Origin of the sequence: Haladaptatus sp. T7, assembly GCF_026008575.1 — an archaeon.
GTDB classification, from domain to species: domain Archaea; phylum Halobacteriota; class Halobacteria; order Halobacteriales; family Haladaptataceae; genus Haladaptatus; species Haladaptatus paucihalophilus.
This window is the reverse complement of sequence record NZ_BROP01000004.1, coordinates 222401-244311: the sequence shown is the minus strand read 5'-3', so window position 1 is coordinate 244311 and position 21911 is coordinate 222401. Positions and strand designations below refer to the sequence as shown.

Genomic DNA, 21911 nt, shown 5'->3' with positions numbered 1-21911 from the left:
CGAATAGTACAAGTTCGCTCTCCGCCTCGGCGGTTGCCCGTCAGTTATTCCGGTTCCACTCCTCGACGCCCGCCTCGGCGACTTCGCGGTCCTGTTCGACTGCGCCGCCGGAAACGCCGAACGCACCGACGACCTCGCCGTCGCGTTTGAGGGGATAACCGCCGCCGAAGACGACGATTCGGTTATCGTCCGTCGTCTGGAGTCCGTAGAGAGAGTTCCCCGGTTCCGACGCTTCGGCCAGTTCGTGCGTCGGCATCTCCAGCGCGGCGGCCGTGTAGGCTTTGTTCCGCGAGATGTTTACCGACGCGAGCCACGCGTCGTCCATCCGATGTTGGGCGACGAGGTTCCCTTCGTCGTTCGCAACCGTGATCACCATCGGATTCTCTATCTCGTTCGCTCTCTGTTCTGCGGCTTCGATGAGCGTCTTCGCCTCGGAAAGTGAAATCGATTCCATCGTGAATAATTCCATGGTGGAAAGGAATAACGATTCACCACGGTATAGAAACACCATTAAATGCGGTTACGGAAATCATATTTGTGGGAGAAATGTAACCAATACCAGTTACATCACGTCGTCGAGCGTGACGGGAAGAAACGCGGTTGGTGGAAACGGCGATTGATGCGGAAAACGGTCGAACGAGAAGTAATTTGACGACGGAATCGAACGCCGGTTCAGGGTTCGAGCAGCACTTTCGTGAACCCTTCCTCGCGGTCGTCGAATCGGTCGTACATCTCGGGAGCTTGTTCCAACCCGACGCGGTGAGAGACCACGAAACTGGGGTCGGCACGGCCGGAGATGATGAGGTCGCGGAGTTCGCGGTTGTACTCTTTGACGTTACATTGGCCGGTACCGAGGCGTTGGCCCTTCTCGAAGAGCTTTCCGAAGTCGATACCGAGACGGCCCTGTGCCGCCATCTCGTCCGGTGCGCCGGGGTCCTCCGGGACGTACAACCCGATGATTCCGAGTTTGCCGGTGGGACGGACGGTCCTGATCAGCTGATTGAGAACGACCGCGGGGTTCTCCCGTGCCGGGTCGTACGCATCGTCGGCCTGTTTGTCCGGGTCGACCGCCTGATAGCCGACCGCATCGACGCCTTTGTCCACTTCGCCGCCGTGTTCGTCGATTATCTGTTCGACGGGGTTGCCCGCTTCGAAGTTGATGGGCGTCGCATCGCAGTGTTCCTCGGCGAGGTCGAGGCGGCTCTCCACGCGGTCGACGACGTAAATCTCCGATGCGCCTTTGATTTTGGCGCTGTAGGCGGCCATCAGTCCGACCGGTCCGCCGCCGAAGATGGCGACCGACTCGCCGGGTTGGAGGTTCGCCAGTTCCGTCCCGTGCCATCCCGTCGGGAAGATGTCCGCGAGCAACGCGAAGGCGTCCTCGTGTTCGTCGCCGTCGGGGAGTTTCAGCGCGTTAAAATCCGCGAACGGTACGCGCATGCGGTCCGCCTGCCCGCCCTTGTACGGACCCATGCCGACGTATCCGTACGCGCCACCCGCCGGTACGCTCCCGGTGTCGTTCACGGTCTGGCAAAAGCCCGTGTACCCGTTCTCGCAATTCTCGCAGAATCCACACGCGACGTTGAACGGAATCGAAACGCGATCGCCGACCGAGAGGGATTCGACGCCCTCCCCAACCTCGTCGACGATGCCCATCGGCTCGTGCCCGAAGACGAGGCCGGAGTCGGCCGCCGTCCGCCCCTCGTACATGTGGAGGTCGGAGCCGCAGATACAGGTCGTCGTGACGTCGATGATGACGTCGTTGGGGTTCTCTATCTCCGGTTCCTCGACTTCCTCCACGGCGACCTCGTGTTCGCCCTTGTAAACTACGGCATCCATTGACATTTGGTATACAACCTCGCGTTATTCACGAACGCAAAGCCACATATAATCGCGTCTGTGGACAGTAACATGTTTAAAAGCAATTTGGAAATAATCCGACCGACATCCGTCTTCGAGACGATCGTTTCGTTCCGCGTCATCGGTGGACGACAGGGTGATGAAGACGGGTGGAAACGTTGCAGAACGCGAACGTTCACGGCAGAGACGGAAGAGTCCATCCGTCTCGCCGACCTTCAAAAACATCCGGCGTGAGACACCCGAAAAACTACGCCGGACAGCGTATGTAATCTGTTCACACATGTCGGAGCAACTCGAAGGGAGAAATTCGACGGTCGAAGCGGCGATCGAAAACGAGCGCGACAGACAGGAATCGACGCTGGGGATGATCGCCTCGGAGAATCACGTCTCCGAGGCGGTGATGAACGCACAGGGAAGCGTCTTCACGAACAAGTACGCGGAAGGCTATCCCGGCGGCCGGTACTACGGCGGCTGTGAGCACGCGAACACCGTCGAGGAGTTGGCGGTCGAACGAGCCAAACGGCTCTGGGGTGCCGAGCACGTCAACGTGCAACCCCACTCCGGGACGCAGGCGAACATGGGCGTTTACTTCGCAATGTTGGACCCCGGCGACCGAATCCTGTCCCTCTCGCTGAGTCACGGCGGCCACCTCTCGCACGGCCACTCGGTGAACTTCTCCGGGCAGTTGTACGAAGTCGAACAGTACGAAGTCGATCCGGAAACCGGATACATCGATTACGATGAGTTCGCTACCCACGCTCGGGAGTTCGACCCCGACCTCATCGTCAGCGGTTCGTCGGCGTATCCGCGGGAGTTCGACTTCGAGCGATTCGCCGCCGTCGCCGAGGAGGTGGACGCCTACCATCTCGCGGACATCGCCCACATCACGGGGTTGGTCGCGGCGGGCGAACACTCGAATCCGGTTCCACACGCCGATTTCGTCACCGGGTCGACGCACAAGACGATTCGTGCGGGACGGGGCGGCATCATCATGTGCGACGAGGAGCACGGCGATGCCGTCGATTCGTCGGTCTTCCCGGGCGCACAGGGCGGTCCGCTCATGCACAACATCGCGGGCAAGGCGGCCGGGTTCGGCGAGGCGCTCGACCCCGAGTTCGAAGAGTACGCGACGCGGGTCGTCGAGAACGCCAAAACGCTGGCGTCGGTGCTTCGAGAGCGCGGATTCTCGCTCGTCTCCGGCGGGACGGACAAACATCTCGTCCTCGTCGACCTTCGTGACTCGCACCCGGACCTCACCGGAAAGGAGGCCGAAACCGCACTCGACCGCGTTGGTATCGTCGTCAACAAGAACACCGTTCCCGGAGAGAGTCGGTCGCCGATGGTGACGAGCGGCATCCGAATCGGCACACCCGCCGTTACCACTCGCGGATTCGACGCGGAAGCGATGCAAACCGTCGCGGAAACGATTGCGGACGTGTTGGATGCGCCCGACGACGAGACCGTCCTCGAACAGGCACGCGGCGACGTCGGCCGCCTCTGTCAGGAGTTTCCGATTTACGAGTAAAAACGTGGGGGCGCGAAGACGGAATTTTTCTGTTCGACTCGAAAGGAATGAACGTCAGTCGTCCTCGTCGCTCTCGGCGGGACGGACGGACGCCGCACCACTCGTCCCGCCGCCACTGCTACTTCGACCGCCGAGTAGCGTATCGTCGTCCCGGATGGACGCCCCCTCCTGAACGAGGACGCGTCCCTTGAAACTGCTGAACTCCTTCACCATGCCGTACACGCCGATGAGACCGATGATGGCGACCGGTCCGCCGGTGATGATGGCCGCCTGTTGGAGCGCGTTCGTACCGCCGATGACGATGAGCACGGCGGCGACGAGCCCCTGAAGGACGCCCCAGATGAGGCGGTTGAGTTCCGAGGGGTTCTCCTCCCCGCCGGTGGTCAGCATCGCGATGCCGAGCGTCGAGGAGTCGGCCGAGGTGACGAAAAACGTGATGACCAACAGGAAAAACAGGCCCGACAGCAGGGCACCCGCTGGAAGCGCTCCGAACAACGGATAGCCGGAGACGGCTTCGTTACCACCGTAGTTCGCGAGGACGCCGAGGATGTCCGCTTGACCGAGTTGTTGCATCCGCATCGACATCCCACCGATGACGAGGAACCACGGAACCGTGGCCAGCGTCGTGGCGATGACGCCGACGAACGTCACTTCGCGGATGGTTCGACCGTACGAAATCCGCGCGAGGAAGATGCCCGAGAAGGGTGCCCACGAGAACCACCACGCCCAGTAGAAGATGGTCCAACTTCCGAGGAACGACGAATCGGTCGCCGCGCCCGTGAACAGGCTCATTTTGATGAACTGGTTGAAGTACTGACCGACGGCCTGCGTCCCCAGATTGAGCACGAACGAGGCCATCCCGTTGTAGATGCCGATGAAGAAGACCAACACTCCCAACGAGACGAACACGATGACGTTCAGTTGGGAGAGCCGCTTGATACCCTTCTCGACGCCGCTGATGACGGAGAGCGTGAACACCGTGGTCACGCCGATGATGACGAGGATGATGCCGAGGTCGCCGAGTTGGACGCCGAAGATGTCGAGCGGGAGCGCCGACGCCGACGCCGACGGCGTTCGGACCGACCCGAACTGATAGTCCATCCCCATCAGCAATTGCTGGCCGATGAATCCGAGCGACGTGGCGATGCCGCCCATGGTCCCGAACACCGCGATGAGGTCGACGAGTCGCGCGAAGTAGCTGTCGTCGAGATTCTCGACGCCGACAATCGGGGCGATTACGGTAGAGAACTTGAACGGCGCACCCTTCTTGTGTGCGAAGTAGCCGATGGGCACGCCGACGATGAGGTAGGCCGCCCACGCCGAGATGCCCCAGTGGAAGAACGTGTACTGGAGCGACCCCAGCATGCGTTGCTTCGCGGGGGCGTCAGCACCCGCGAGTGGGGTTCCGCTCCCGTAGTGGAAGATGGCTTCGGCGGGACCCCAAAACACGATTCCGGCGGCGATTCCGGCGGAGAAGAACATCGCAAAATAAGTGAGGAAGTCGTGCCTCGGTTCCGCATCGGGAGGACCGAGTTTGATCTTTCCCCACGGGCCGAAGATGAGGAACGTCGTGAAGCCGACGAATATCAGCATCGCCCAGAGGTAGAACCACGAGAAGTTGGTCCACAACCAGTCGTTGATGGCTTCCATGGTGGTTCCTGCTTGGTCCGGGCCGACCAGTAAGACGTATCCGAGGAACGTTACCGCGGTCAGAATCCCGAACCCGAACACGAGGGGGTCTATTTCGTCTACGAACTCGCGTACGATTCCTTGTTCTTGACTCATATTTCGCTCATGTAATCTCCTGTTACGTTTTTTTGTACCGCACGGAACTACGCGTCGGCCGTCCGTTCGAGCAGTTGACGACGATATCTTCGGCGCTCGACGACGTGTCGCTCGAACTCAACGGCGATTTCCCAACAATCCATTGAATCGTTGTCAGATGTCCCGAGACGGCTGAGAGGCGATGTACGCTCGAATCCGACATCGAACCCATGTTCCAGGACACCATGACACAATGCCACATGCCTCTGTCTTGAGATTCGATAATAATAGCTCGTGTTTCTATACTGTGGTCTATTTAATGGACGGACAAAAATTTAATCGCCGCCGCATTTTATAGCAACTCATCGAACGCACTATGAACGAAAGAGAGAACCGCTCGACTTCGACGATGGTGCTCACGCGTCCGAAACCGCCTCAGGAGTTGACGTGGATGACCTCGTAGGAGTGACTGCGTATCGAACGGATGATATTCCTCGCCTGCCCGGCACCGCTCGTCTCCACCTGGAAGACGAGGTAGGCCTCGCCGACGTCCAGTTCCGGTGCCGAGCGGTCGTGGCGGACGTTGCGAATGTTCGCCCCGTGGTCCGCGATGATGCCGGACACCTCCTGCATCTCCCCGGGTTGGTCGTGGATGCGCACCCGAAGCCGAAGGAGCTGCTCGCGGTTCGTCAACGCGTGCACCAACACGGTTTGCAGCATCGTCATATCGAGGTTTCCGCCACAGAGCAGCGGCATCACCGTCTCTCCCTCGACGTCGAGGGATTCGCTCATGACGGCCGCGACCGAGGCCGCACCGGCACCTTCGACCACCTGTTTCGCCCGCTCGAGGAGGAAGAGAACCGCACGCGCGATTTGACTGTCGGTCACGGTGACGATTTCGTCGACGTGCTGTTCGATGAGCGAGAGCGTCAACTCGGAGATGCCGCCGGTTGCGATGCCGTCCGCGATGGTGTCCACCGAGTCGAGCGTTTTCGGAATCCCTTTGTCCAGACTGTCGGGGACGGTCGCCGCGCCCGTCGCTTGGACGCCGACGATACGCGTTTCGGGGGACAGTTCGGCGAAAGCCATTGCGATACCCGAGATGAGGCCGCCGCCGCCGATGGGAACGACGACGGTATCGACGGTCGGGAGGTCCTCGTACATCTCGACGCCGAGCGTGCCCTGCCCGGCGATGATGGCCGGGTCGTCGTACGCGTGGATGAGTTCCGCGGAGCCGTCCTCGGCGAGGGACTGTGCGTGATTCATCGCCTCGCGGAAGTCCTGTCCGACGAGTTCCACCTCGCCGCCGTAGCCCCTCGTCGCGTCGATTTTCGTCTGCGGAGCGGTCTTGGGCATCACGATGGTTGAATCGATGCCGAGTTTGGTCGCCGCGAGCGCCACGCCCTGCGCGTGATTCCCGGCGCTCGCCGCGACGACGCGCTCGGTGTCCGTCCCCACCACGTCGCGCTCGATTTTGTTGTACGCGCCGCGGGTTTTGAACGACCCCGTCCACTGGAGATGCTCCATCTTCAGGTGCACCTCGCCGCCGGTTCGGTCGTCGAGCGACGTGCTCCGTTCGACGGGCGTCCGCTTCACGACGGACGGGTCGTCGAGTCGTTCGATGGCCTGTTCGATGTCCGAAAAGGAGAGTCGTTCCGTCGTGTTGGTAGTCATCTGTGTGGTCGTCGTCGTGCACTGCAATGACAGGTGCGGTTTGGCGCGAACGTGTGTCCCGAACGGTTCGATATCTGCGTCGTCATCGTGACACTCGAATCAGCGCAGTATCTTCTCCCGGTCGGAGTCGAACAGCGGTTCGTTCCGCACCGTCGCCGGGAACCGCTCGCCTTCGTACTCCACCTCGACGGACTGTCCGGCGTCGGTGTAGTCGGTCGGCAGATAGGCGTAGGCGATACCGGCGTCGATGGTGTAGCCGTAGTCGGCGCGGGTCGTGTAGCCCAGAATCTCGTCGCCGTCGACGATGGGGTGGCCCGTATCGACGACCGAACCCGGTTCGTCGAGGGTCACGGGAACGAGCCTTTGTTCGATGCCCGACTCTTTGGCTTCGGCCAACGCTTCCTTTCCGATGAAGTCGGTCTCCATGTCCACCGCAAAGGAGAGGTTCGCCTCGTAGGGGTTGTACTCCGGAGAAATGTCGGTTCCCCACAACCGGAATCCTTTCTCCATGCTCATCGAGTTGAGCGTCGCATCGCCCATGGCGAGGACGCCGTGTTCCTCGCCAGCGTCCCAGACCGCGTCCCACAGTTGCGCACCGTACTCCTGCGGAGCGTACAGTTCCCAGCCGAGTTCGCCGACGAACGAGACGCGGAGCATCGTCACCGGAATGCCCCCGACGTACGTCTCCTGACAGGAGAAGAAGGGGAAAGCGTCGTGCGAGATGTCCGTCTCGACGAGTCCTTCGAGGGTCTTGCGAGCGTTGGGTCCCCAGACGCCGAGGCCGCATCGGGCGGAGGTCCGGTCGATGACCTCGACGGTGCCGTCGTCGGGGGCGTGGTCTCGAACCCAGCGGCCCTGCGTCGTCCCCGAACTGCCGCCGCCGGTCAGAATCAGGAACCGGTCCTCGTCGAGCCGGGAGACGGTCAGGTCGGCGAGGATGCCCCCGTCCTCGTTGAGCATCGTCGTATAGCGCACCCGTCCGGGCGACACGTCGATGTCGTTCGAGAGGAGTCCCTGCAGGAACCGCTCCGAACCGGAGCCACGCACTTCGATGGCGGTGAAGGATGTGAGGTCGTACAGCCCGACCCGGTCGCGGACCGCTTGGTGTTCCGCCCCGTGTGCCTTCGACCAGTTGCGACCTATCCACTCGGGTCTGTCGGGGACGTCGTACTCGTCGAGCAGCGCCTCGTTCGCTTCGTACCACTGCGGTGACTCCCAGCCGTCGCTCGCGTAGAACTCCGCGCCGAGGTCCTGCTGACGCGGATAGTACGGACTTCGGCGCAAGCCGCGTTGTTTCTTCGGTTGATTCCGAGGATGGGTGAGCTGATAGACCTCGCGGTACTGCTGTGCGGCTCGGTCGCGGACGAATTCGTCGGCACCGTGGTGGCCTTGGAACCGGTCGATGGACGCACCGGTCGCGTCCACGCGCTCGCCGTCGAGTCGCGGGGTGCCGTTTTCCATCCACTCGGCGATGACGTTCCCGACGCCGCCCGATTGGGTCACCCAGACGGCGAGCGCCCACCAGAGGCCGTCGATATCCTCGGTTTCGCCGAGAATCGGCATCCCGTCGGTGGTGAAACAGAACATCCCGTTCATTTCGGTTTCCCAGTCGCACTCCTCGAACGCGGGAATCAGTTCACTCGCGGCGTCGAACGCCGGTTGTTCGTGGTCGGGATGCGTGTTCTCGACGAAGTGTTCGGCCGTAAACTCGCGGAGCGACGGGTACTCCAGTCCGAGGTCGTCCAGTTGGTCCGGGCCGTAGATGTCCTCGGGTTCGACGAGGAGAGGGTCGTGGTTGTACGATCCGATGCCGTAGGCGTCACCGTGCTGGCGGAAGTACAGCGAGCGGTCCTGATGGCGGAGTATCGGCTGTTCGATTTCGCGCTCGGAACCGGCCAGTTCGTCGATGGAATCCGAGACGAGATATTGGTGAGCGCACGGTTTGAGGGGTACGTCGACGTCCACCATCTCGCCGAACAGCGGCCCCCAGATGTTCGTGGCGAGGAGAACCTCGTCGGCCTCGATACGGCCGTGTTCGGTCACGACGGCATCGATTTCGCCGTCGTCGGTTTCGAGGTCGATGACTTTCGTGTTTCCGTAGAACTCGGCTCCGCGTTCGCGCGCCAGATTCGCCATCGCCTCCGAGGCCTCGACCGCGTGGGCCTTCCCGTCGGAGGGGACGTAGAACCCGCCGTGGATGACGTCCGCGTTTATCTGGGGGATGCGCTCTTCGACCGCCGACGGGGAGAGCAGTTCCCCGTCCTCGACGCCGAACGAGCGGGACCACTCGCGCTTCCGTTTGAGGAACTCCCACCGGTCTTCCGTGTAGGCCACCTCGATACCGCCGCACTTCCGGAAGCCGCCGAGGTCGTCGTAGAGTTCCCGCGTGTACTGAGCCATCTTGGACATCAACTTATTCCCGGCGGTCTGGAACACCAGACCGGGGGCGTGCGAGGTCGAGCCACCCGTTTCGAACAGCGGTCCCTGGTCGACGACGACGACATCCTCGCGGCCGAGTTCGCTCAAGTGGTACGCCGCGCTACAGCCGACACACCCGGCACCCACGATGAGCGTCCCGGCTTCATCGGGGAGTATGCTACTTGTACTCATTTACCACATTAACATCGACGGGAACGTGTGAAAAGGGTCATTGTGAGATAGGACAGGTATTGAAAAAAGGTCCCCCTCGTTTCGGCGGGAGACGCCTCTTCAATCGAACCGGTCCAACTCGAACATGTCTATCGGATGGTCGGTTTCGCCCTCGACGGCGAGGTCGGCGAGGATTTCGCCGATGACGCTCGCGAACTTGAATCCGTGACCCGAGAACCCGGCCCCGACCGCGACCTGCGGATGGTCCGGGAGGGTATCGAGGATGAAGTGTTCGTCCGGCGAGTTGGTGAACATGCACGTCGCCAGTCGCATGGTCTGGCCCGCCGCCTCCGGGAAGTACTTCTCCGTGAAATCGCGCAAGAGTCGTTCGTCGGCGGGTCCCGGTTCGGTGTTCCAGTCGTCGGGGTCGACCTGTTCGTCGAGGTGGTGGTACTTTCCGAGTTTGAACCCGGGGACGCCGTAGATGGGAAGGCCGTAGAACCGTCCCTCCGGCGAACTGATGTTCCACACGGGGAGCGAGTCGGGTTCGAACAGCGACGGCGTTTCGGGTTGGAACCACGCGAGGACCTGCCGTTCGGGGACGGCGAGGCCCTCCAGCGCGTCCGCGAGTTTGTAGTTCCACGCACCGGCGGCGAGCACGAGGCTGTCGGCTTCGTAGGACGCGTTCGGGGTTTCGACTCGCACGCCACCGTCCGGCGTCTCCGTCCAGTCGAGGACCTGCTGTCGGGCGCGAACGTCCGCGCCCTCCCGCTGTGCGGCTTCGACGTGGCCGATGATGGACTCCTCCGGGACGATGAACCCGCCGTCCGGTTGGTACAGCGCCTTGTACTCGTCCGGGAGGCGATAGCCGGGGAACCGCTCGTTCAGTTCCGCGCCGGTGAGGATTTCGTGGGGAATGTCGTGTTCCTCACAGGAGCGCAGCGAGCCCTCGAAGACGATGTTCCCCTCGGGAGCGGCGTCGATGGACCCGGTTCGATGGATGACTGGCCTGCCCGTCCGTTCGGCCAAATCGTCCCACAGTTCGTACGCCCGCTCGATGAGCGGGATGTAGGACGGGTGTTCGTAGTACGCGCGGCGGATGATACGCGTGATGCCGTGCGACGAGCCATGCGTGTGCGGAATATCGAACCGTTCCAATCCGAGGACGTCGAAACCGCGTCGGGCCAGGTGGTACGTGGCTGCGCTCCCCATTCCACCGACGCCGATGACGATGACGTCCCTTCGATTGTTACTGTCACTCATACCCACCAACGATGTTTCGAATCGACCATCTTCAGAGTTTTCCCCGGAAAAAACGAGCGAACCGGCGGGAGTTTCGACGCGAATTGGCGTCCTCGAGCCGGGGCGCGAACACCGGTTCACTTGAATGGGGGAGCTATCTGTGGTTCATTTTTATACCCCAAGGACGAGACAAGTTGTCACATGACACGATGGAACGACGGAACGGATCAGGTCGAAGCGGTCAGCCCGGACATCACCGACGAAACGAACGCCCTCCCCGCGGAGTACTTCACCAGCCCGGACGTCTTCGAGATGGAGAAGGAGAAGGTGTTCTCGCGGTACTGGGTGTACGCTGGCCACGCCAACAGCATTCCCGAGGTCGGGGACTTCTTCACCCGGACGGTGGGCGATAAGCAGGTCATCATCCTTCGGGACGACGAGGACGACGTTCGCGCGTTTTACAACGTCTGTGCCCACCGCGGGTCGAAGATGGTCGACGACACGCCCATGACCGACCCCGGCAACATGAGTCGGATTCAGTGTCCGTACCACCTCTGGACGTACGACCTCGACGGGGACCTCTCGACGACGCCGAAGAGCTTCGAAGAGGCCAGTCTCAATCCCGACTTGGACGACGAGGACGTGTCGGAACTGGACGCCGAGACGAACGGACTCATGGAGGTTTCGACCGACCGCATCGGACCGCTGGTGTTCGTCAACTTTGACACCGACCCGATGCCGCTCTCGGAACAGGCCGGAAAGATGGCGACGGAACTCGAAGTCCTCCCGCTCGACGAGTACGAGCACGCCGCACGATTCGTCTCGGAGGTCGAGTGCAACTGGAAGACGTTCGGGGGGAACTACTCCGAGTGTGACCACTGCCAGGCGAACCATCAGGACTGGATCAAAGGAATCCAACTCAACGACTCCGAACTCGAAGTGAACGACTATCACTGGGTGCTCCATTACACCCACGAGGAGGACGTGGACGACGACCTCCGGATCCACGACGAACACGAGGCGAAGTTCTACTACATGTGGCCGAACTTCACGGTGAACATGTACGGCACCGCGGACGGCTACGGCACGTACATCATCGACCCCATAGACGAGGAGCGTTTCCAGCTCATCGCCGACTACTTCTTCAGGGACGTGGAGATGACCGACGAGGAGTTGGAGTTCGTGCGAACGAGTCGCCAACTGCAGGAGGAGGACTTCGAACTGGTCGAGCGCCAGTACGAGGGGTTGAAATCGGGTGCGCTCGCGCAGGCCCAACTCGGACCGAACGAGCACACCCTGCACAAATTCCACCGACTGGCCCAGGAGGCCTACAACGCCTAACCACCGATGACAGAACAGGAACGAACGCCGTTCGTCGCCAGCTGTCCCAACTGTGGGGAACGAAGGGAAACGGAAACGCCCAACGAGGTGATAGCGTTCTACAGACGCCACCGAGCACTCACGCGCCACGACGTCGAGTGGGAGATCGCCGACGTCGAGTCGATCAGGGAAACGACGGAAGACGCCGACCTCAAAGCCGTCGTTCTCGAACTCGGCGAGGAGTACGAGGACGGCGTTCCGCTCGGCCTCGTGACGGCGGCGATGGGCGAACAGGGCCGAACCGTCGGCGAAACGCTCGACGACCTCCGGGAGCTACGGATGACCGGTCACGTGTGGGAGCCGAAAGACGACCACGTGAGCGCGTTTTGAACAGGAAGTGAACGGGGAGTGAACGCGAAAGGCGGAACGCGGCGGGTTTCCACGCGAACAATTCCGTGGTACCGAATGTTTAACATGGATGCCAACGAGAATGGGACACGTAGCGAATCAACGCATTACAACCCACTATGACGTTTATTTCGCACGTCACGGTTCATCACCCGGACCTCGCGCTGGCACCCACGATAAAGTCGGTATCGAACGTCGCTATCAAAGTCGTCCCGACGACGGGAACCGACCCGGAGACGGGGATGTTTTTCTTTCTCGTCGAGACCGACGACGGGAATTTCGAGCCGTTCGAGGTTGCATTGGGGGACGATTCGACGGTCGACCGATGGGAGATGGTCGCCGACCACGGGGACACCCGTATCTATCGTCTCTGTTATACGCCCGGCACGAAACTGGTCACGCCGAAAACAACCGAAGTCGGTGGGATGATGCTCGAAGCGCGGTCGGTGAGACAGGGGTGGCTCCTCCGCGTCCAATTGCCCGACCGAAAGTCGCTGTCGAAACTGTGGAGCTACTGCCGGGAGGAAGGCATCTCGTTCGAACTCGACCGGCTGTACCAACAGGAGAGCCTCACCGCCGACGGAAAATCGCTGACCGAGGCCCAACGAAAGGCCCTGCTGACCGCGTTCGAGGAGGGGTATTTCGAGGAACCGCGACAGACCTCGCACGAAGCGCTCGCCGAACAGTTGGACATCTCCTCGACGGCGGTCGGCGGCCGAATCAGGCGCGGAACGTCGCGGCTCATCGAGACGACGCTCGTGCAGGACGAGTAGCGACCGAGGTTCGACTGGTTCATCACGAAAAATCGAACGACGGTGTGATGGCCACATCATTCAGGTGCGTTCGTCTACACGGAAACGTATGGACGAACTATCGAAAATCGGACTCGGAACCTACAAAAATACCGACCCGGAACAGTGTTCGGAAATCGTCTCCACCGCGCTGGAGATGGGATACCGTCACATCGACACCGCACAGGCCTACGACAACGAGGCGCACGTCGGCACCGGTATCGAACGCGCGGACGTCAACCCCGACGACGTGTTCCTGGCGACGAAGGTGTGGGACGATACACTCGCCTACGACGACGTGCTCTCCAGCACGGACGAGAGTCTCGACAGACTCGGCGTCGAGAGCGTGGACTTGTTGTACGTCCACTGGCCGCGCGACACGTACGACGCCGAGGAGACCCTTCCGGCGTTCGACGAGCTTCACGACGAGGGGACGATCGAGCACGTCGGCCTGAGCAACTTCACGCCGGAACAACTCGACGAGGCGCGCGACACGCTCGACGCGCCGATATTCGCCCACCAGGTCGAGATGCATCCCCTGCTCCAGCAGGAGGAACTCCACGAGTATGCCCGCGAGGACGACCACTGGCTCGTCGCCTACGCGCCGATAGCGCGCGGGGAGGTGACCGAAATCGACGAGATTCAGACGGTCGCGGAGAAACACGACGCGACGCCCCATCAGGTATCGTTGGCGTGGCTAGCCTCGAAGGAGCACGTCGTTGCCATCCCGAAGACGTCGAGCGAGGCGCACCTCCGGGACAACCTCGAAGCACGGAAACTGGAGTTGGACGAGGAGGACATGGCAACGATAGACGGCATCGAGCGTGAGGAACGTCTCATCGACCCCGACGACGCGCCGTGGAACTAGTGACGCACGATTGAATCGGTCGTTCGTCGCCGTTTAGCTTTCGTCGAAAAGTAGTGTCGAACGAGGCGCGGAGGGGCTGCATCTCGACGACAAGTCGACGGATTAGTGATAAATATTTAGTCTGTATTTCGCATAGGTTTTGATGTCAAGTTTGACTCGGATAGACGAAATCCTTTGATAATCAACCAAAATGCGAGAATAACTTCTTGTAAGACCAATGGAGCCGATAATGCGATAAATTCGCGGGATATCACGCTGATAATCGAAAAGAGGATTAAAAAGCTAGCTACTATCCCCAGTATATTTCCAACAAAACCGAAAACGGATAACCATCTCGGAATCAGTTTTGTCTTGTAAAATATATAGTATAAAATCAAGTTACCCAAGCCCGTAGACGACATTACTCCAACATGGTTCACCAAGTCACGTCCCAGTCGCAATAGCTCTCCGAAAGTTTGAATATATAATCGGTCGGTAGTTGCAGCGGTTACATATTCCTGGCTCAAGAATACAAACAGTGGCATAAATATCACGCCGATTAGTTGAAATACTTGGGCAATTATTCGAAACCCGACGAACCCAATCGCTAAACTTTCGCTGTACTTACTCACGATTGGATACAAAAGAAGCGCAAACCCCAGATATATCGGAATTAAAATAAATTGGAACAGTGCTCCCATCAGCACTTGATTCTGGTTTTCAGAGGCTTCGGTGAGATAATTCGGACTTTCCACAGCGGGGACGATACTAAATACTCCCACAATAATTCCGAGAAGAATCAGAATTCCCGAAAACAGTGCGATCCTTCTATCTTTAGATATATTGTTTATTTTCATAATATTATATCCGTGCTCATATTATTAAATTCTTTGACCAGCGTTCTCAATTCGAAGTAAAGACACTCCCTACGACGATGAAATGACTTTCAATGAGCTATCCCGTGTGTTATCGACTCGACAAAATCACCCCCGGTGCGACTACACTCGGTCAATACGAATCCATACTCTCGTCCAGAGCGAGTGAGAAGAACACCTTTAGGACTCCCCGACGGAGGGTCATTCGTCATGAACGCCGCCGACGCCGAAGCCACCGTCCGAAAGTACTACGAATCGCTTCGTCAGGGCGAACCGCTCTATCCATATTTCGCGGATGACGACTCGCTGGTCAAGTTCGGAATCACGGAGCAACTCGTCGGGTACGAGACCGTCGAAGAGGGATTGCGCGAGCAGACCAGTCAGTCGAAGGACTGGACGGTGACGAGTCACGAACTGCGAGTGACCCAACGCGACCGTCACGCTTGGTTCAGCGACACGGTTGAGATGGCGTGGACGGACACGACGAGTGGAACGCGCCGTGAGTTCGATTCCAGGTGGAGCGGTACGCTTGCAAAGCGGGGGGAAGATTGGAAGTTCGTCGGGATGCACGTGAGCGCTCCGCATCAGTTTTAAGCGGTTCGCGACGACTTCGAAATCGACCGGTGACAAAGAAGGGAGCGTCGAGACGGTCAACCGACGGTCCCTCATTCCCCTCCGTCGGGCGATTCGGTAGATGAGTCGGTTTCTGATGGTTCAGTATCGACTGTATCAGACGCAGTTGTATCCTCACTCGTTTTCTCATTCGAATCCGGAATCGGGTCTGCGGCGGTTGCGAACGGCGTTAGCTCCCGGCCGTGGAGAAGGTCCGGGAGGATGATTCGTGCGCTGTGAACGAGCAGTACCAACAGAAGCGGTCCGAGGAACAATCCGTACCATCCGAACAGGAGCGGGCCGAGTATGTAGGCGAACAAGACGAGGCCGACGTGGAGATTCCGACCGGAGATGTACGGCCGCAACAGCAGTTCGGTCACACCGTCGACGATGACCGCGGCAACCAGGAGAAATACGATTGGAAACCAGATCGATTGGGGGGCGGTCACGAGCGAACGCCCCGCAAGGTAGAGGCCAATCGGTACGTACACGATCTTCATACCAACGACAGGGATCAGACTGCCGAGTCCGGTCAAGAGTCCCAAGAGGACCGCTGCGGGAATGCCCACTTCGGGCGGTGCGATGCTATCGAGTGCCGTGTAGGTGATGGCTGCAACGATGGCGACGACGAACGCGTTCAGAATGTTTCCGAAGTAAATCGTTTCGAGGTCGGTGTCGACCTCCGTCAAATAAGCGTGCGTCGCGCTGTTCTCCCCGCTGATCTGTGATGAAAACCAGCCAGAGAGTTTTTGGTCGTCCCGGAGGAGATAGAACGCGATAATGAGCGCGATAAAGACGTGTATGAGCCCGGATGCGGCGGCACCGAGATAGCCACCGGCCGACGTCACTACCCCGCTCGCCGTTTGCGGATTGAGATACTGGGTGAGTTGTTGAGGATTCGAAAGAATTTGATTGATTGCGTCTTGGGGATTTTGCTGTCCAAGGATAGTTTGTAGGTACGGCCCCAACGAGGACTCGTACTGCCGGAGATCGATTCCTGCGAGTTCGCTCAATTGCTGGATACCCACGAATACCGTGTACGCGATGAGGAGAATGCCGGGGAACGCAAGCACTCCCAACGCAAGCCCTGCCGCAAGGCTACGTGGTTGTATCCGATGGCTCAACCTTCGGTAAATCGGCCGCGTCGCGTAGTAGACGAACAGTCCGAGGACGATCGTTCCGACGTACGAGTAAAGGATAAACGCGATAATCAAGCCGAGTACACCGAAGATGAGCCACCAGGCGACCCGTTCACGATTCTGTGTGGGGTCGAAGTTCATGTATCAACGCTCGGAGAGACTCGCTCTAAAGTCCTTTGCCCAATATGAGAATAGTTCGTGAGAGAGTCGAACGGAAAGAACATCATACGCACGAGTAATGCATCTTTCCTTCGTCTTCGCTCGTTCGTATCCAGTAAAGACCAGTGTACGGAGTGTGCAGATACCAGTCCTCTTCGAGATTCACTCTGATATCACCTCCTCGGCCGGAGTCGGCGATGGCACCCGCATCTATTTCGCGTTCGTTGGTTCCGTCCGGCCCGTCGTACACTAGTTTCGCCATACTCTACAGTCAAGCCCCTGTTCAATAAGCGTGATTTCCACCGACGTCCGCTTTGGCGAGTAGAGATGCATTGATGTTTGCGCTCGATACGACGCAGTGGTCGATATCGCGAGCAATAAAACAGAAGACGGACGTCGTTCCCGTCTATCGATACTGCTGGCAGACCGAATTTATCCCTTCCTCGAGGTCGATTTCCGGCTCCCAGCCGGTTTCCGCGTGCATCTGGGAGTAATCCGCCATCGTATCGTGAACGTATACCGAGTCTGGAATCGGATTGTCGATGTACTCCGGTTCGATGTCGGTACCGAGTTCCTCGTTGAGCAGGTCGACGAGGTCGTTGAACGAGATCTGCCTCCCGGTACCAAGGTTGTAAACGCCTGTGAGTTGGTGCTCCGCCGCGAGAACGAGTCCGCGGACGATGTCGTCGACGTGGGTGAAGTCACGCGTCTGCGTGCCGTCCCCGAACAGAACGGGAGCATCTCCGTTCGCCATATCGTCGGCGAACTGCGCGATGACGTTGGCGTACTCCTGTTTATGCTCTTCCGCGCCGCCGTAGCCCTGATACACCGAGAAGAAGCGCATGCCAGCCATGTTCATATCATAGTGGTTGGCGAAGTACTCGGCGTACTTTTCCCGCGCGAGCTTGGACGCTTCGTAGCCGGTGTTGACGGTGACGTCCATCGAGACGGGCGATGGCTCGGTACGGTCCCCGTAAATGGAGGACGTAGAGGCGTAGACGACGGTGTCACAGCCATCGTCCCGTGCTTGTTCGACGGTGTTGACGAAGCCTTCGACGTTCACTCGTGCCCCCTTGGTCGGATTTTCCTCGTGCATCTTATACGAAGAGAGGGCAGCGATGTGAAACACGACATCCACGTCGGTCGGCAGGTCGTCATCGAGAACACTCTGTTCGTGGAACTCGACGGCGTCATCGAGATTTTCGGGCGTCCCGAGATAACCGTCGTCGACGACGACGACGTCGTTTTCGAGAGCGAGACTGTTTGCGAGATTCGAGCCGATGAACCCTGCACCACCGGTAACGAGAACGCGCTTATCTGTTAGTTGCATTTGCAGCACGATATCTTTATTCCCATCAAGTATTGACTTATAGTGTTCGGTTGGCGGAGAGAGGCGGAGAGATGTAGGGATGGACAGTCACCAAGAAAATCTGATGCCGAGGTAACATCATCTCAAATCAAAAACCGTCTTCTTCAAGCCCGATAAGCTCAATCACCGGAAAAACACGGAAGCGCGATGCCAACAGCCCTTATCTCGAGAGCGCTATCGTTTCGTTCCATAACGTCCCTCCGGTCGAATTTTTGTGCTGCACTGGTCAAGTCCGGTCGAGCGCCGACACTACCACCGATATTTGACCGCTTCAGAGGCGAGAAATCCGAATACCACAGTGCTGTGGACAATGGTACTGTCGAAGCCGACTACACAGTCACAATAAGGACGAAAGCCCCTCGTCCAACGGAATCGTCGGTTCGTAGCCTAACTTCTCCGTGGCTTTCGAGATGTCTGCCTCGCTTTCGTCGATGTCCCCCGGACGCGGGTCCGTGTGAACGATATCGGACGACGACGCCGAAACGTCACGGATCGTCTCGGCGAGTTCGCGTATCGTAACGCTGTCGCCGGTACCGATGTTGTACGCTTCGCCGACGTGTTCCGTCGTCGCGGCCAGTAGATTGGCCCGGACGATATCGTCGACGTGGACGAAATCACGCGTCTGCTCGCCGTCGCCGTCTACGGTTATCGGGTCGCCGTTCGTCGCTTGGCGTTTGAAGATGCTGATGACGCCGCTGTAATCGCCGCTCGACTGCCGCGGCCCGTAGATGTTGAAATACCGGAGAGCGACGGTTTCCAACCCGTACAGTTCCTCGTAGAGGCGAGCGTAGTGGTCGAGCGCGGACTTCTGTAAGCCGTACGGGGACGACGGCGAAAACGACTCGTCTTCAGAAATCGGAACTTCGGTCGGCTGTCCGTAAATCGCACAACTCGACGCCAGGACGACGCGGGCGTCGAGGTCTCGCGCTCGTTCGAGCAAGGCAAGCGTCGCGTCGAGATTCACTTCGTTCGCGCGCATCGGCTCCTCAACGGATTGTTGGACGCTCACGACACCTGCTTCGTGGAATATCAGGTCGACGTTTTCGGTCGCGCGGTCGAGGGTCTCGGAGTCGCGGATATCGCCTTCGATGAGCGTCGCCTCTTCGTTTACGTTGGAGCGCTTTCCGGTGCTCAAGTCGTCGAGGATACGAACGTCGTTCTCCTGAACGAGCGCATCGACGAGGTGGCTGCCGACGAATCCCGCACCGCCGGTGACGAGGACCGTTTTGGAGACTGGTGTTTGGACCATTCATCTTTTTATGAAGCGCCCTCTATTAAATCCGTTTCTACTGTAGAATAGTTTGAGCGATGCGGTTACGGTGACGTCTCCGAAAGTTGCGGGCTACATACCGAAGCGAGGACGGTGCGAGGTGGCCTTATGCGGACGGGCTGGCCACTTCTTCGTCCGTGAGCCGCTCTTCCGCCTCGTCGCGGTCCTCGGGATAGCCGACGTCGATGCGCCAGCCGTCCATGCGAATCGCGTCGATGGTACGACCGCTTCTGATGAGGAGGTCGATGGCCTCGCTGATCTCGTACTCGCCGCGGTTCGAGGGCTGCACGAGATGGCAGGCGTGGAAAATAGCGGGCGTGAACGTGTAGAACCCGGTCATCACCAGGTTCGACGGTGGGTCCTCCGGCTTTTCGACGACGTTCGTGATTTCGCCGTAGTCGTTAGTGTCACAGACTCCGAACCGGCTGGCGTCCTCGTACGGCACCTCCTCGGTAAGGAACGCGGCGTCCGCGCGGTCCTCCTGCTGGCGACGAACCACATCTTCGAGATTCGCCTGGAAGATGTTGTCGCCCAGAATCAGCATGAAGTCGTCGTCGATGTGCTCCTCGACGGTCAACAGCGCGTGTGCGAGTCCCTTCTGTTCCCGCTGATGCGTGTACGTGATGGGAATCCCGTCGAACTCGTCGTCGTAGTAGCTGATGATGTCTTCTTTTCGATAGCCGACGACGACGATGAACTCCTCCGCGCCGAGTTCGGCGAGTTGCTCGAAGCAGTGGGTGACGATGGGCTTGCCGTTCACTTCGACCAATCCTTTCGGCTTGTCGTCGGTGAGCGGTCGGAGGCGGGTACCTTTGCCAGCCGCCAGGACTACAGCTTTCATACTTTTGAACGGGGATGCCAGTCATAAATACTTTTAGACCGAAGCATATGCGAAGGTTCAAGGAAACCGGGATTAGTACCGTTCCTAATGGAACTTAGCATCGTCGGGAGTGGCTACGTGGGAACGACCGTCGCCGCCTGTTTCGCCGACCTCGGACACTCGGTCACCAACATCGACATCGACGAGGACATCGTGGAACAACTCAACGACGGTCAGGCACCCATCCACGAACCCGGATTGGACGAACTCGTCGCCGAACACGGTGGGGACCGACTCACGGCGACGACCGACTACGGTGCAGTCCGCGAGACGGATGCGACGTTCCTCGCATTGCCGACCCCTTCCCGCGCGGACGGTAGTATCGACACGTCGATAATCGAGGCGGGAGCCCGTTCGCTCGGCGAGGCCTTGGGGTCGAAGGACGACTACCACCTCGTCGTCGTCAAGAGCACGGTCGTTCCGGGAACGACAGAGGACGTCCTCGGGTCCATCATCGAAGACGCGTCGAACGAGAGCCGAGGGGAGGATTTCGACGTGGCGATGAACCCAGAGTTCCTCCGTGAAGGAAGCGCGGTCGAGGATTTCCTCGGACCGGACAAGGTGGTTCTGGGAACGGAGAACGAGCGCGCGAACGAACGGCTGTCGGCAGTTTTCGAACCGCTCGTCGAGTCGTCAGCTCCCGCCGTCGTCGAAACCGGCATCCGCGAGGCGGAGATGATAAAGTACGCGAACAACGCGTTCCTCGCGACGAAGGTCAGCCTCGTCAACGAACTCGGAAATATCTGCAAAGAGTACGACGTGGACGCCTACGAGGTCATGGACGCCATCGGTCTCGACGACCGTATCGGCGAGCGATTCCTTCGCAGCGGCGTCGGCTGGGGCGGCAGCTGCTTCCCGAAGGATACGGCCGCGTTGGTCGCCGCCGCACACGAGAAGGGGTACGAACCGTCGCTCGTCGAAGCCGCCATCGAAGTGAACGAAAAACAACCGAAACGGTTGCTCGAACTGCTCGAAGACCACGTTCCGCCTCAGGGCAAGCGCATCGCGGTACTCGGACTCGCGTTTAAGCCGGGAACCGACGACGTTCGCAACTCCCGGGCGATTCCGGTCATCGAAGCGCTCCAAAACCGTGGTGCGACCGTCGTGGCCTACGACCCTGTCGCGACCGAAAACATGCGTGAGCATTTCCCCGACATCGAGTACGTCGAATCCGCCACAGCGGCGCTCGATGGCGCGGACGGGGCGCTCGTCGTGACGGATTGGGACGAGTTCGCCGCGTTGGACGACGAATTCGAATCGATGACGGACCCGGTCGTCGTGGACGGGCGTCGAATCGTCGAACGACGTGAGGGAATCACGTACGAAGGGCTCACGTGGTGACATCGGTGAAATAATCGGGATTCCCCACCGCGACGTGCAATTTCGGTGGTTTTATTTTCGATAATTTTTGGCTCAGTTTGAGCAGATATATTTTGAAAGGGTCCTAAATTATTAATACATGTTTTCCCGATAGCCCACAAGCTTTTATTATCCCTGTTCGTTGCTTGTAGATGACTACGGTTCGAGAAAGTTCTTCAAAACATGAGTTCTCATAAATTGATGGATGACGGTAGGATTGACGTGAGG

At 59.3% G+C, this 21911-nt stretch carries 19 protein-coding genes; 7 read left to right on the top strand and 12 right to left on the bottom strand.

The annotated features are described in order from the left end of the window. Positions 1–40: 40 nt before the first annotated feature. Together OPC11_RS12940 and OPC11_RS12935 are read right to left on the bottom strand one after the other, a co-directional pair. Positions 41–469 carry a heme-binding protein gene (locus OPC11_RS12940; protein ID WP_264782159.1) on the bottom strand — a complete coding sequence of 143 codons (429 nt, stop codon included), beginning with the start codon at positions 467–469 and terminating at the stop codon, positions 41–43. Positions 470–672: 203 nt separating this feature from the next. After that, positions 673–1839, bottom strand: a complete 1167-nt coding sequence (locus OPC11_RS12935; RefSeq protein WP_018129010.1) for a glutathione-independent formaldehyde dehydrogenase — start codon at positions 1837–1839, stop codon at positions 673–675. A 301-nt stretch (positions 1840–2140) separates the two neighbouring features. Here OPC11_RS12935 and glyA point away from each other — a divergent pair, with 301 nt between their 5' ends. Beyond that, positions 2141–3385: a serine hydroxymethyltransferase gene (gene glyA, locus OPC11_RS12930; RefSeq protein ID WP_264782158.1), complete on the top strand. Its 1245-nt coding sequence runs from the start codon at positions 2141–2143 to the stop codon at positions 3383–3385. Positions 3386–3439: 54 nt separating this feature from the next. On the opposite strand, the gene OPC11_RS12925 is transcribed toward glyA, so the two are convergent. From OPC11_RS12925 to solA, 4 genes are all read right to left on the bottom strand, one after another. Then, positions 3440–5170, bottom strand: a complete 1731-nt coding sequence (locus tag OPC11_RS12925; protein WP_264782157.1) for a BCCT family transporter — start codon at positions 5168–5170, stop codon at positions 3440–3442. A gap of 414 nt (positions 5171–5584) precedes the next feature. Beyond that, entirely contained in the window at positions 5585–6823 is a 1239-nt protein-coding gene (gene ilvA, locus OPC11_RS12920; RefSeq protein WP_007983340.1) for a threonine ammonia-lyase, read from the bottom strand. A gap of 99 nt (positions 6824–6922) precedes the next feature. Then, the gene (locus OPC11_RS12915; protein WP_264782156.1) at positions 6923–9433 is read right to left on the bottom strand and encodes an FAD-dependent oxidoreductase; all 2511 of its coding nucleotides are present in this window, start codon (positions 9431–9433) and stop codon (positions 6923–6925) included. Positions 9434–9532: 99 nt separating this feature from the next. Further along, the gene (gene solA, locus OPC11_RS12910; RefSeq protein ID WP_264782155.1) at positions 9533–10675 is read right to left on the bottom strand and encodes an N-methyl-L-tryptophan oxidase; all 1143 of its coding nucleotides are present in this window, start codon (positions 10673–10675) and stop codon (positions 9533–9535) included. Between the two features lie 180 nt (positions 10676–10855). On the opposite strand from solA, the gene OPC11_RS12905 reads away from it, so the two are divergent. From OPC11_RS12905 to OPC11_RS12890, 4 genes are all read left to right on the top strand, one after another. Next, positions 10856–11995, top strand: a complete 1140-nt coding sequence (locus OPC11_RS12905) for an aromatic ring-hydroxylating dioxygenase subunit alpha (RefSeq protein ID WP_264782154.1) — start codon at positions 10856–10858, stop codon at positions 11993–11995. A 6-nt stretch (positions 11996–12001) separates the two neighbouring features. Next, positions 12002–12364: a hypothetical protein gene (locus tag OPC11_RS12900; protein ID WP_264782153.1), complete on the top strand. Its 363-nt coding sequence runs from the start codon at positions 12002–12004 to the stop codon at positions 12362–12364. A gap of 137 nt (positions 12365–12501) precedes the next feature. After that, on the top strand, positions 12502–13155 hold the full coding sequence (locus OPC11_RS12895) for a helix-turn-helix domain-containing protein (protein ID WP_007983331.1): 654 nt from the start codon (positions 12502–12504) through the stop codon (positions 13153–13155). An 88-nt stretch (positions 13156–13243) separates the two neighbouring features. Continuing rightward, positions 13244–14041, top strand: a complete 798-nt coding sequence (locus tag OPC11_RS12890; protein ID WP_264782152.1) for an aldo/keto reductase — start codon at positions 13244–13246, stop codon at positions 14039–14041. A gap of 116 nt (positions 14042–14157) precedes the next feature. Here the strand turns inward: OPC11_RS12890 and OPC11_RS12885 are convergent, their stop codons facing one another. After that, positions 14158–14877: a DUF4386 domain-containing protein gene (locus tag OPC11_RS12885; RefSeq protein WP_264782151.1), complete on the bottom strand. Its 720-nt coding sequence runs from the start codon at positions 14875–14877 to the stop codon at positions 14158–14160. 228 nt (positions 14878–15105) lie between these two features. Here OPC11_RS12885 and OPC11_RS12880 point away from each other — a divergent pair, with 228 nt between their 5' ends. Continuing rightward, positions 15106–15489, top strand: a complete 384-nt coding sequence (locus OPC11_RS12880; protein ID WP_264782150.1) for a nuclear transport factor 2 family protein — start codon at positions 15106–15108, stop codon at positions 15487–15489. A 71-nt stretch (positions 15490–15560) separates the two neighbouring features. Here OPC11_RS12880 and OPC11_RS12875 read toward each other — a convergent pair whose 3' ends face one another. The 5 genes from OPC11_RS12875 to aglF all read right to left on the bottom strand — a co-directional run bounded on the left by OPC11_RS12875 (position 15561) and on the right by aglF (position 20285). Further along, on the bottom strand, positions 15561–16787 hold the full coding sequence (locus OPC11_RS12875) for an AI-2E family transporter (RefSeq protein ID WP_264782149.1): 1227 nt from the start codon (positions 16785–16787) through the stop codon (positions 15561–15563). Positions 16788–16869: 82 nt separating this feature from the next. Next, complete coding sequence (locus OPC11_RS12870; RefSeq protein ID WP_264782148.1) at positions 16870–17067, bottom strand: hypothetical protein; 198 nt, start codon at positions 17065–17067, stop codon at positions 16870–16872. 144 nt (positions 17068–17211) lie between these two features. Next, positions 17212–18135, bottom strand: a complete 924-nt coding sequence (locus OPC11_RS12865; protein WP_264782147.1) for an NAD-dependent epimerase/dehydratase family protein — start codon at positions 18133–18135, stop codon at positions 17212–17214. A 376-nt stretch (positions 18136–18511) separates the two neighbouring features. Further along, positions 18512–19423 (bottom strand): NAD-dependent epimerase/dehydratase family protein, encoded by a 912-nt coding sequence (locus OPC11_RS12860; RefSeq protein ID WP_264782146.1) that lies wholly within the window; start codon positions 19421–19423, stop codon positions 18512–18514. Positions 19424–19550: 127 nt separating this feature from the next. Continuing rightward, positions 19551–20285 (bottom strand): UTP--glucose-1-phosphate uridylyltransferase AglF, encoded by a 735-nt coding sequence (gene aglF / locus OPC11_RS12855; protein WP_007983320.1) that lies wholly within the window; start codon positions 20283–20285, stop codon positions 19551–19553. Between the two features lie 87 nt (positions 20286–20372). Between aglF and aglM the strand changes: the two genes are divergently transcribed. Further along, entirely contained in the window at positions 20373–21665 is a 1293-nt protein-coding gene (gene aglM / locus OPC11_RS12850; RefSeq protein WP_007983318.1) for a UDP-glucose 6-dehydrogenase AglM, read from the top strand. Positions 21666–21911: the final 246 nt, after the last annotated feature.

Bases quoted from the DNA above. Each gene is read 5' to 3' on its own strand.
- OPC11_RS12940 (WP_264782159.1), bottom strand. From the start codon at position 469: ATGGAATTATTCACGATGGAATCGATTTCACTTTCCGAGGCGAAGACG.
- OPC11_RS12935 (WP_018129010.1), bottom strand. From the start codon at position 1,839: ATGGATGCCGTAGTTTACAAGGGCGAACACGAGGTCGCCGTGGAGGAA.
- glyA (WP_264782158.1), top strand. From the start codon at position 2,141: ATGTCGGAGCAACTCGAAGGGAGAAATTCGACGGTCGAAGCGGCGATC.
- OPC11_RS12925 (WP_264782157.1), bottom strand. From the start codon at position 5,170: ATGAGTCAAGAACAAGGAATCGTACGCGAGTTCGTAGACGAAATAGAC.
- ilvA (WP_007983340.1), bottom strand. From the start codon at position 6,823: ATGACTACCAACACGACGGAACGACTCTCCTTTTCGGACATCGAACAG.
- OPC11_RS12915 (WP_264782156.1), bottom strand. From the start codon at position 9,433: ATGAGTACAAGTAGCATACTCCCCGATGAAGCCGGGACGCTCATCGTG.
- solA (WP_264782155.1), bottom strand. From the start codon at position 10,675: ATGAGTGACAGTAACAATCGAAGGGACGTCATCGTCATCGGCGTCGGT.
- OPC11_RS12905 (WP_264782154.1), top strand. From the start codon at position 10,856: ATGACACGATGGAACGACGGAACGGATCAGGTCGAAGCGGTCAGCCCG.
- OPC11_RS12900 (WP_264782153.1), top strand. From the start codon at position 12,002: ATGACAGAACAGGAACGAACGCCGTTCGTCGCCAGCTGTCCCAACTGT.
- OPC11_RS12895 (WP_007983331.1), top strand. From the start codon at position 12,502: ATGACGTTTATTTCGCACGTCACGGTTCATCACCCGGACCTCGCGCTG.
- OPC11_RS12890 (WP_264782152.1), top strand. From the start codon at position 13,244: ATGGACGAACTATCGAAAATCGGACTCGGAACCTACAAAAATACCGAC.
- OPC11_RS12885 (WP_264782151.1), bottom strand. From the start codon at position 14,877: ATGAAAATAAACAATATATCTAAAGATAGAAGGATCGCACTGTTTTCG.
- OPC11_RS12880 (WP_264782150.1), top strand. From the start codon at position 15,106: ATGAACGCCGCCGACGCCGAAGCCACCGTCCGAAAGTACTACGAATCG.
- OPC11_RS12875 (WP_264782149.1), bottom strand. From the start codon at position 16,787: ATGAACTTCGACCCCACACAGAATCGTGAACGGGTCGCCTGGTGGCTC.
- OPC11_RS12870 (WP_264782148.1), bottom strand. From the start codon at position 17,067: ATGGCGAAACTAGTGTACGACGGGCCGGACGGAACCAACGAACGCGAA.
- OPC11_RS12865 (WP_264782147.1), bottom strand. From the start codon at position 18,135: ATGCAACTAACAGATAAGCGCGTTCTCGTTACCGGTGGTGCAGGGTTC.
- OPC11_RS12860 (WP_264782146.1), bottom strand. From the start codon at position 19,423: ATGGTCCAAACACCAGTCTCCAAAACGGTCCTCGTCACCGGCGGTGCG.
- aglF (WP_007983320.1), bottom strand. From the start codon at position 20,285: ATGAAAGCTGTAGTCCTGGCGGCTGGCAAAGGTACCCGCCTCCGACCG.
- aglM (WP_007983318.1), top strand. From the start codon at position 20,373: ATGGAACTTAGCATCGTCGGGAGTGGCTACGTGGGAACGACCGTCGCC.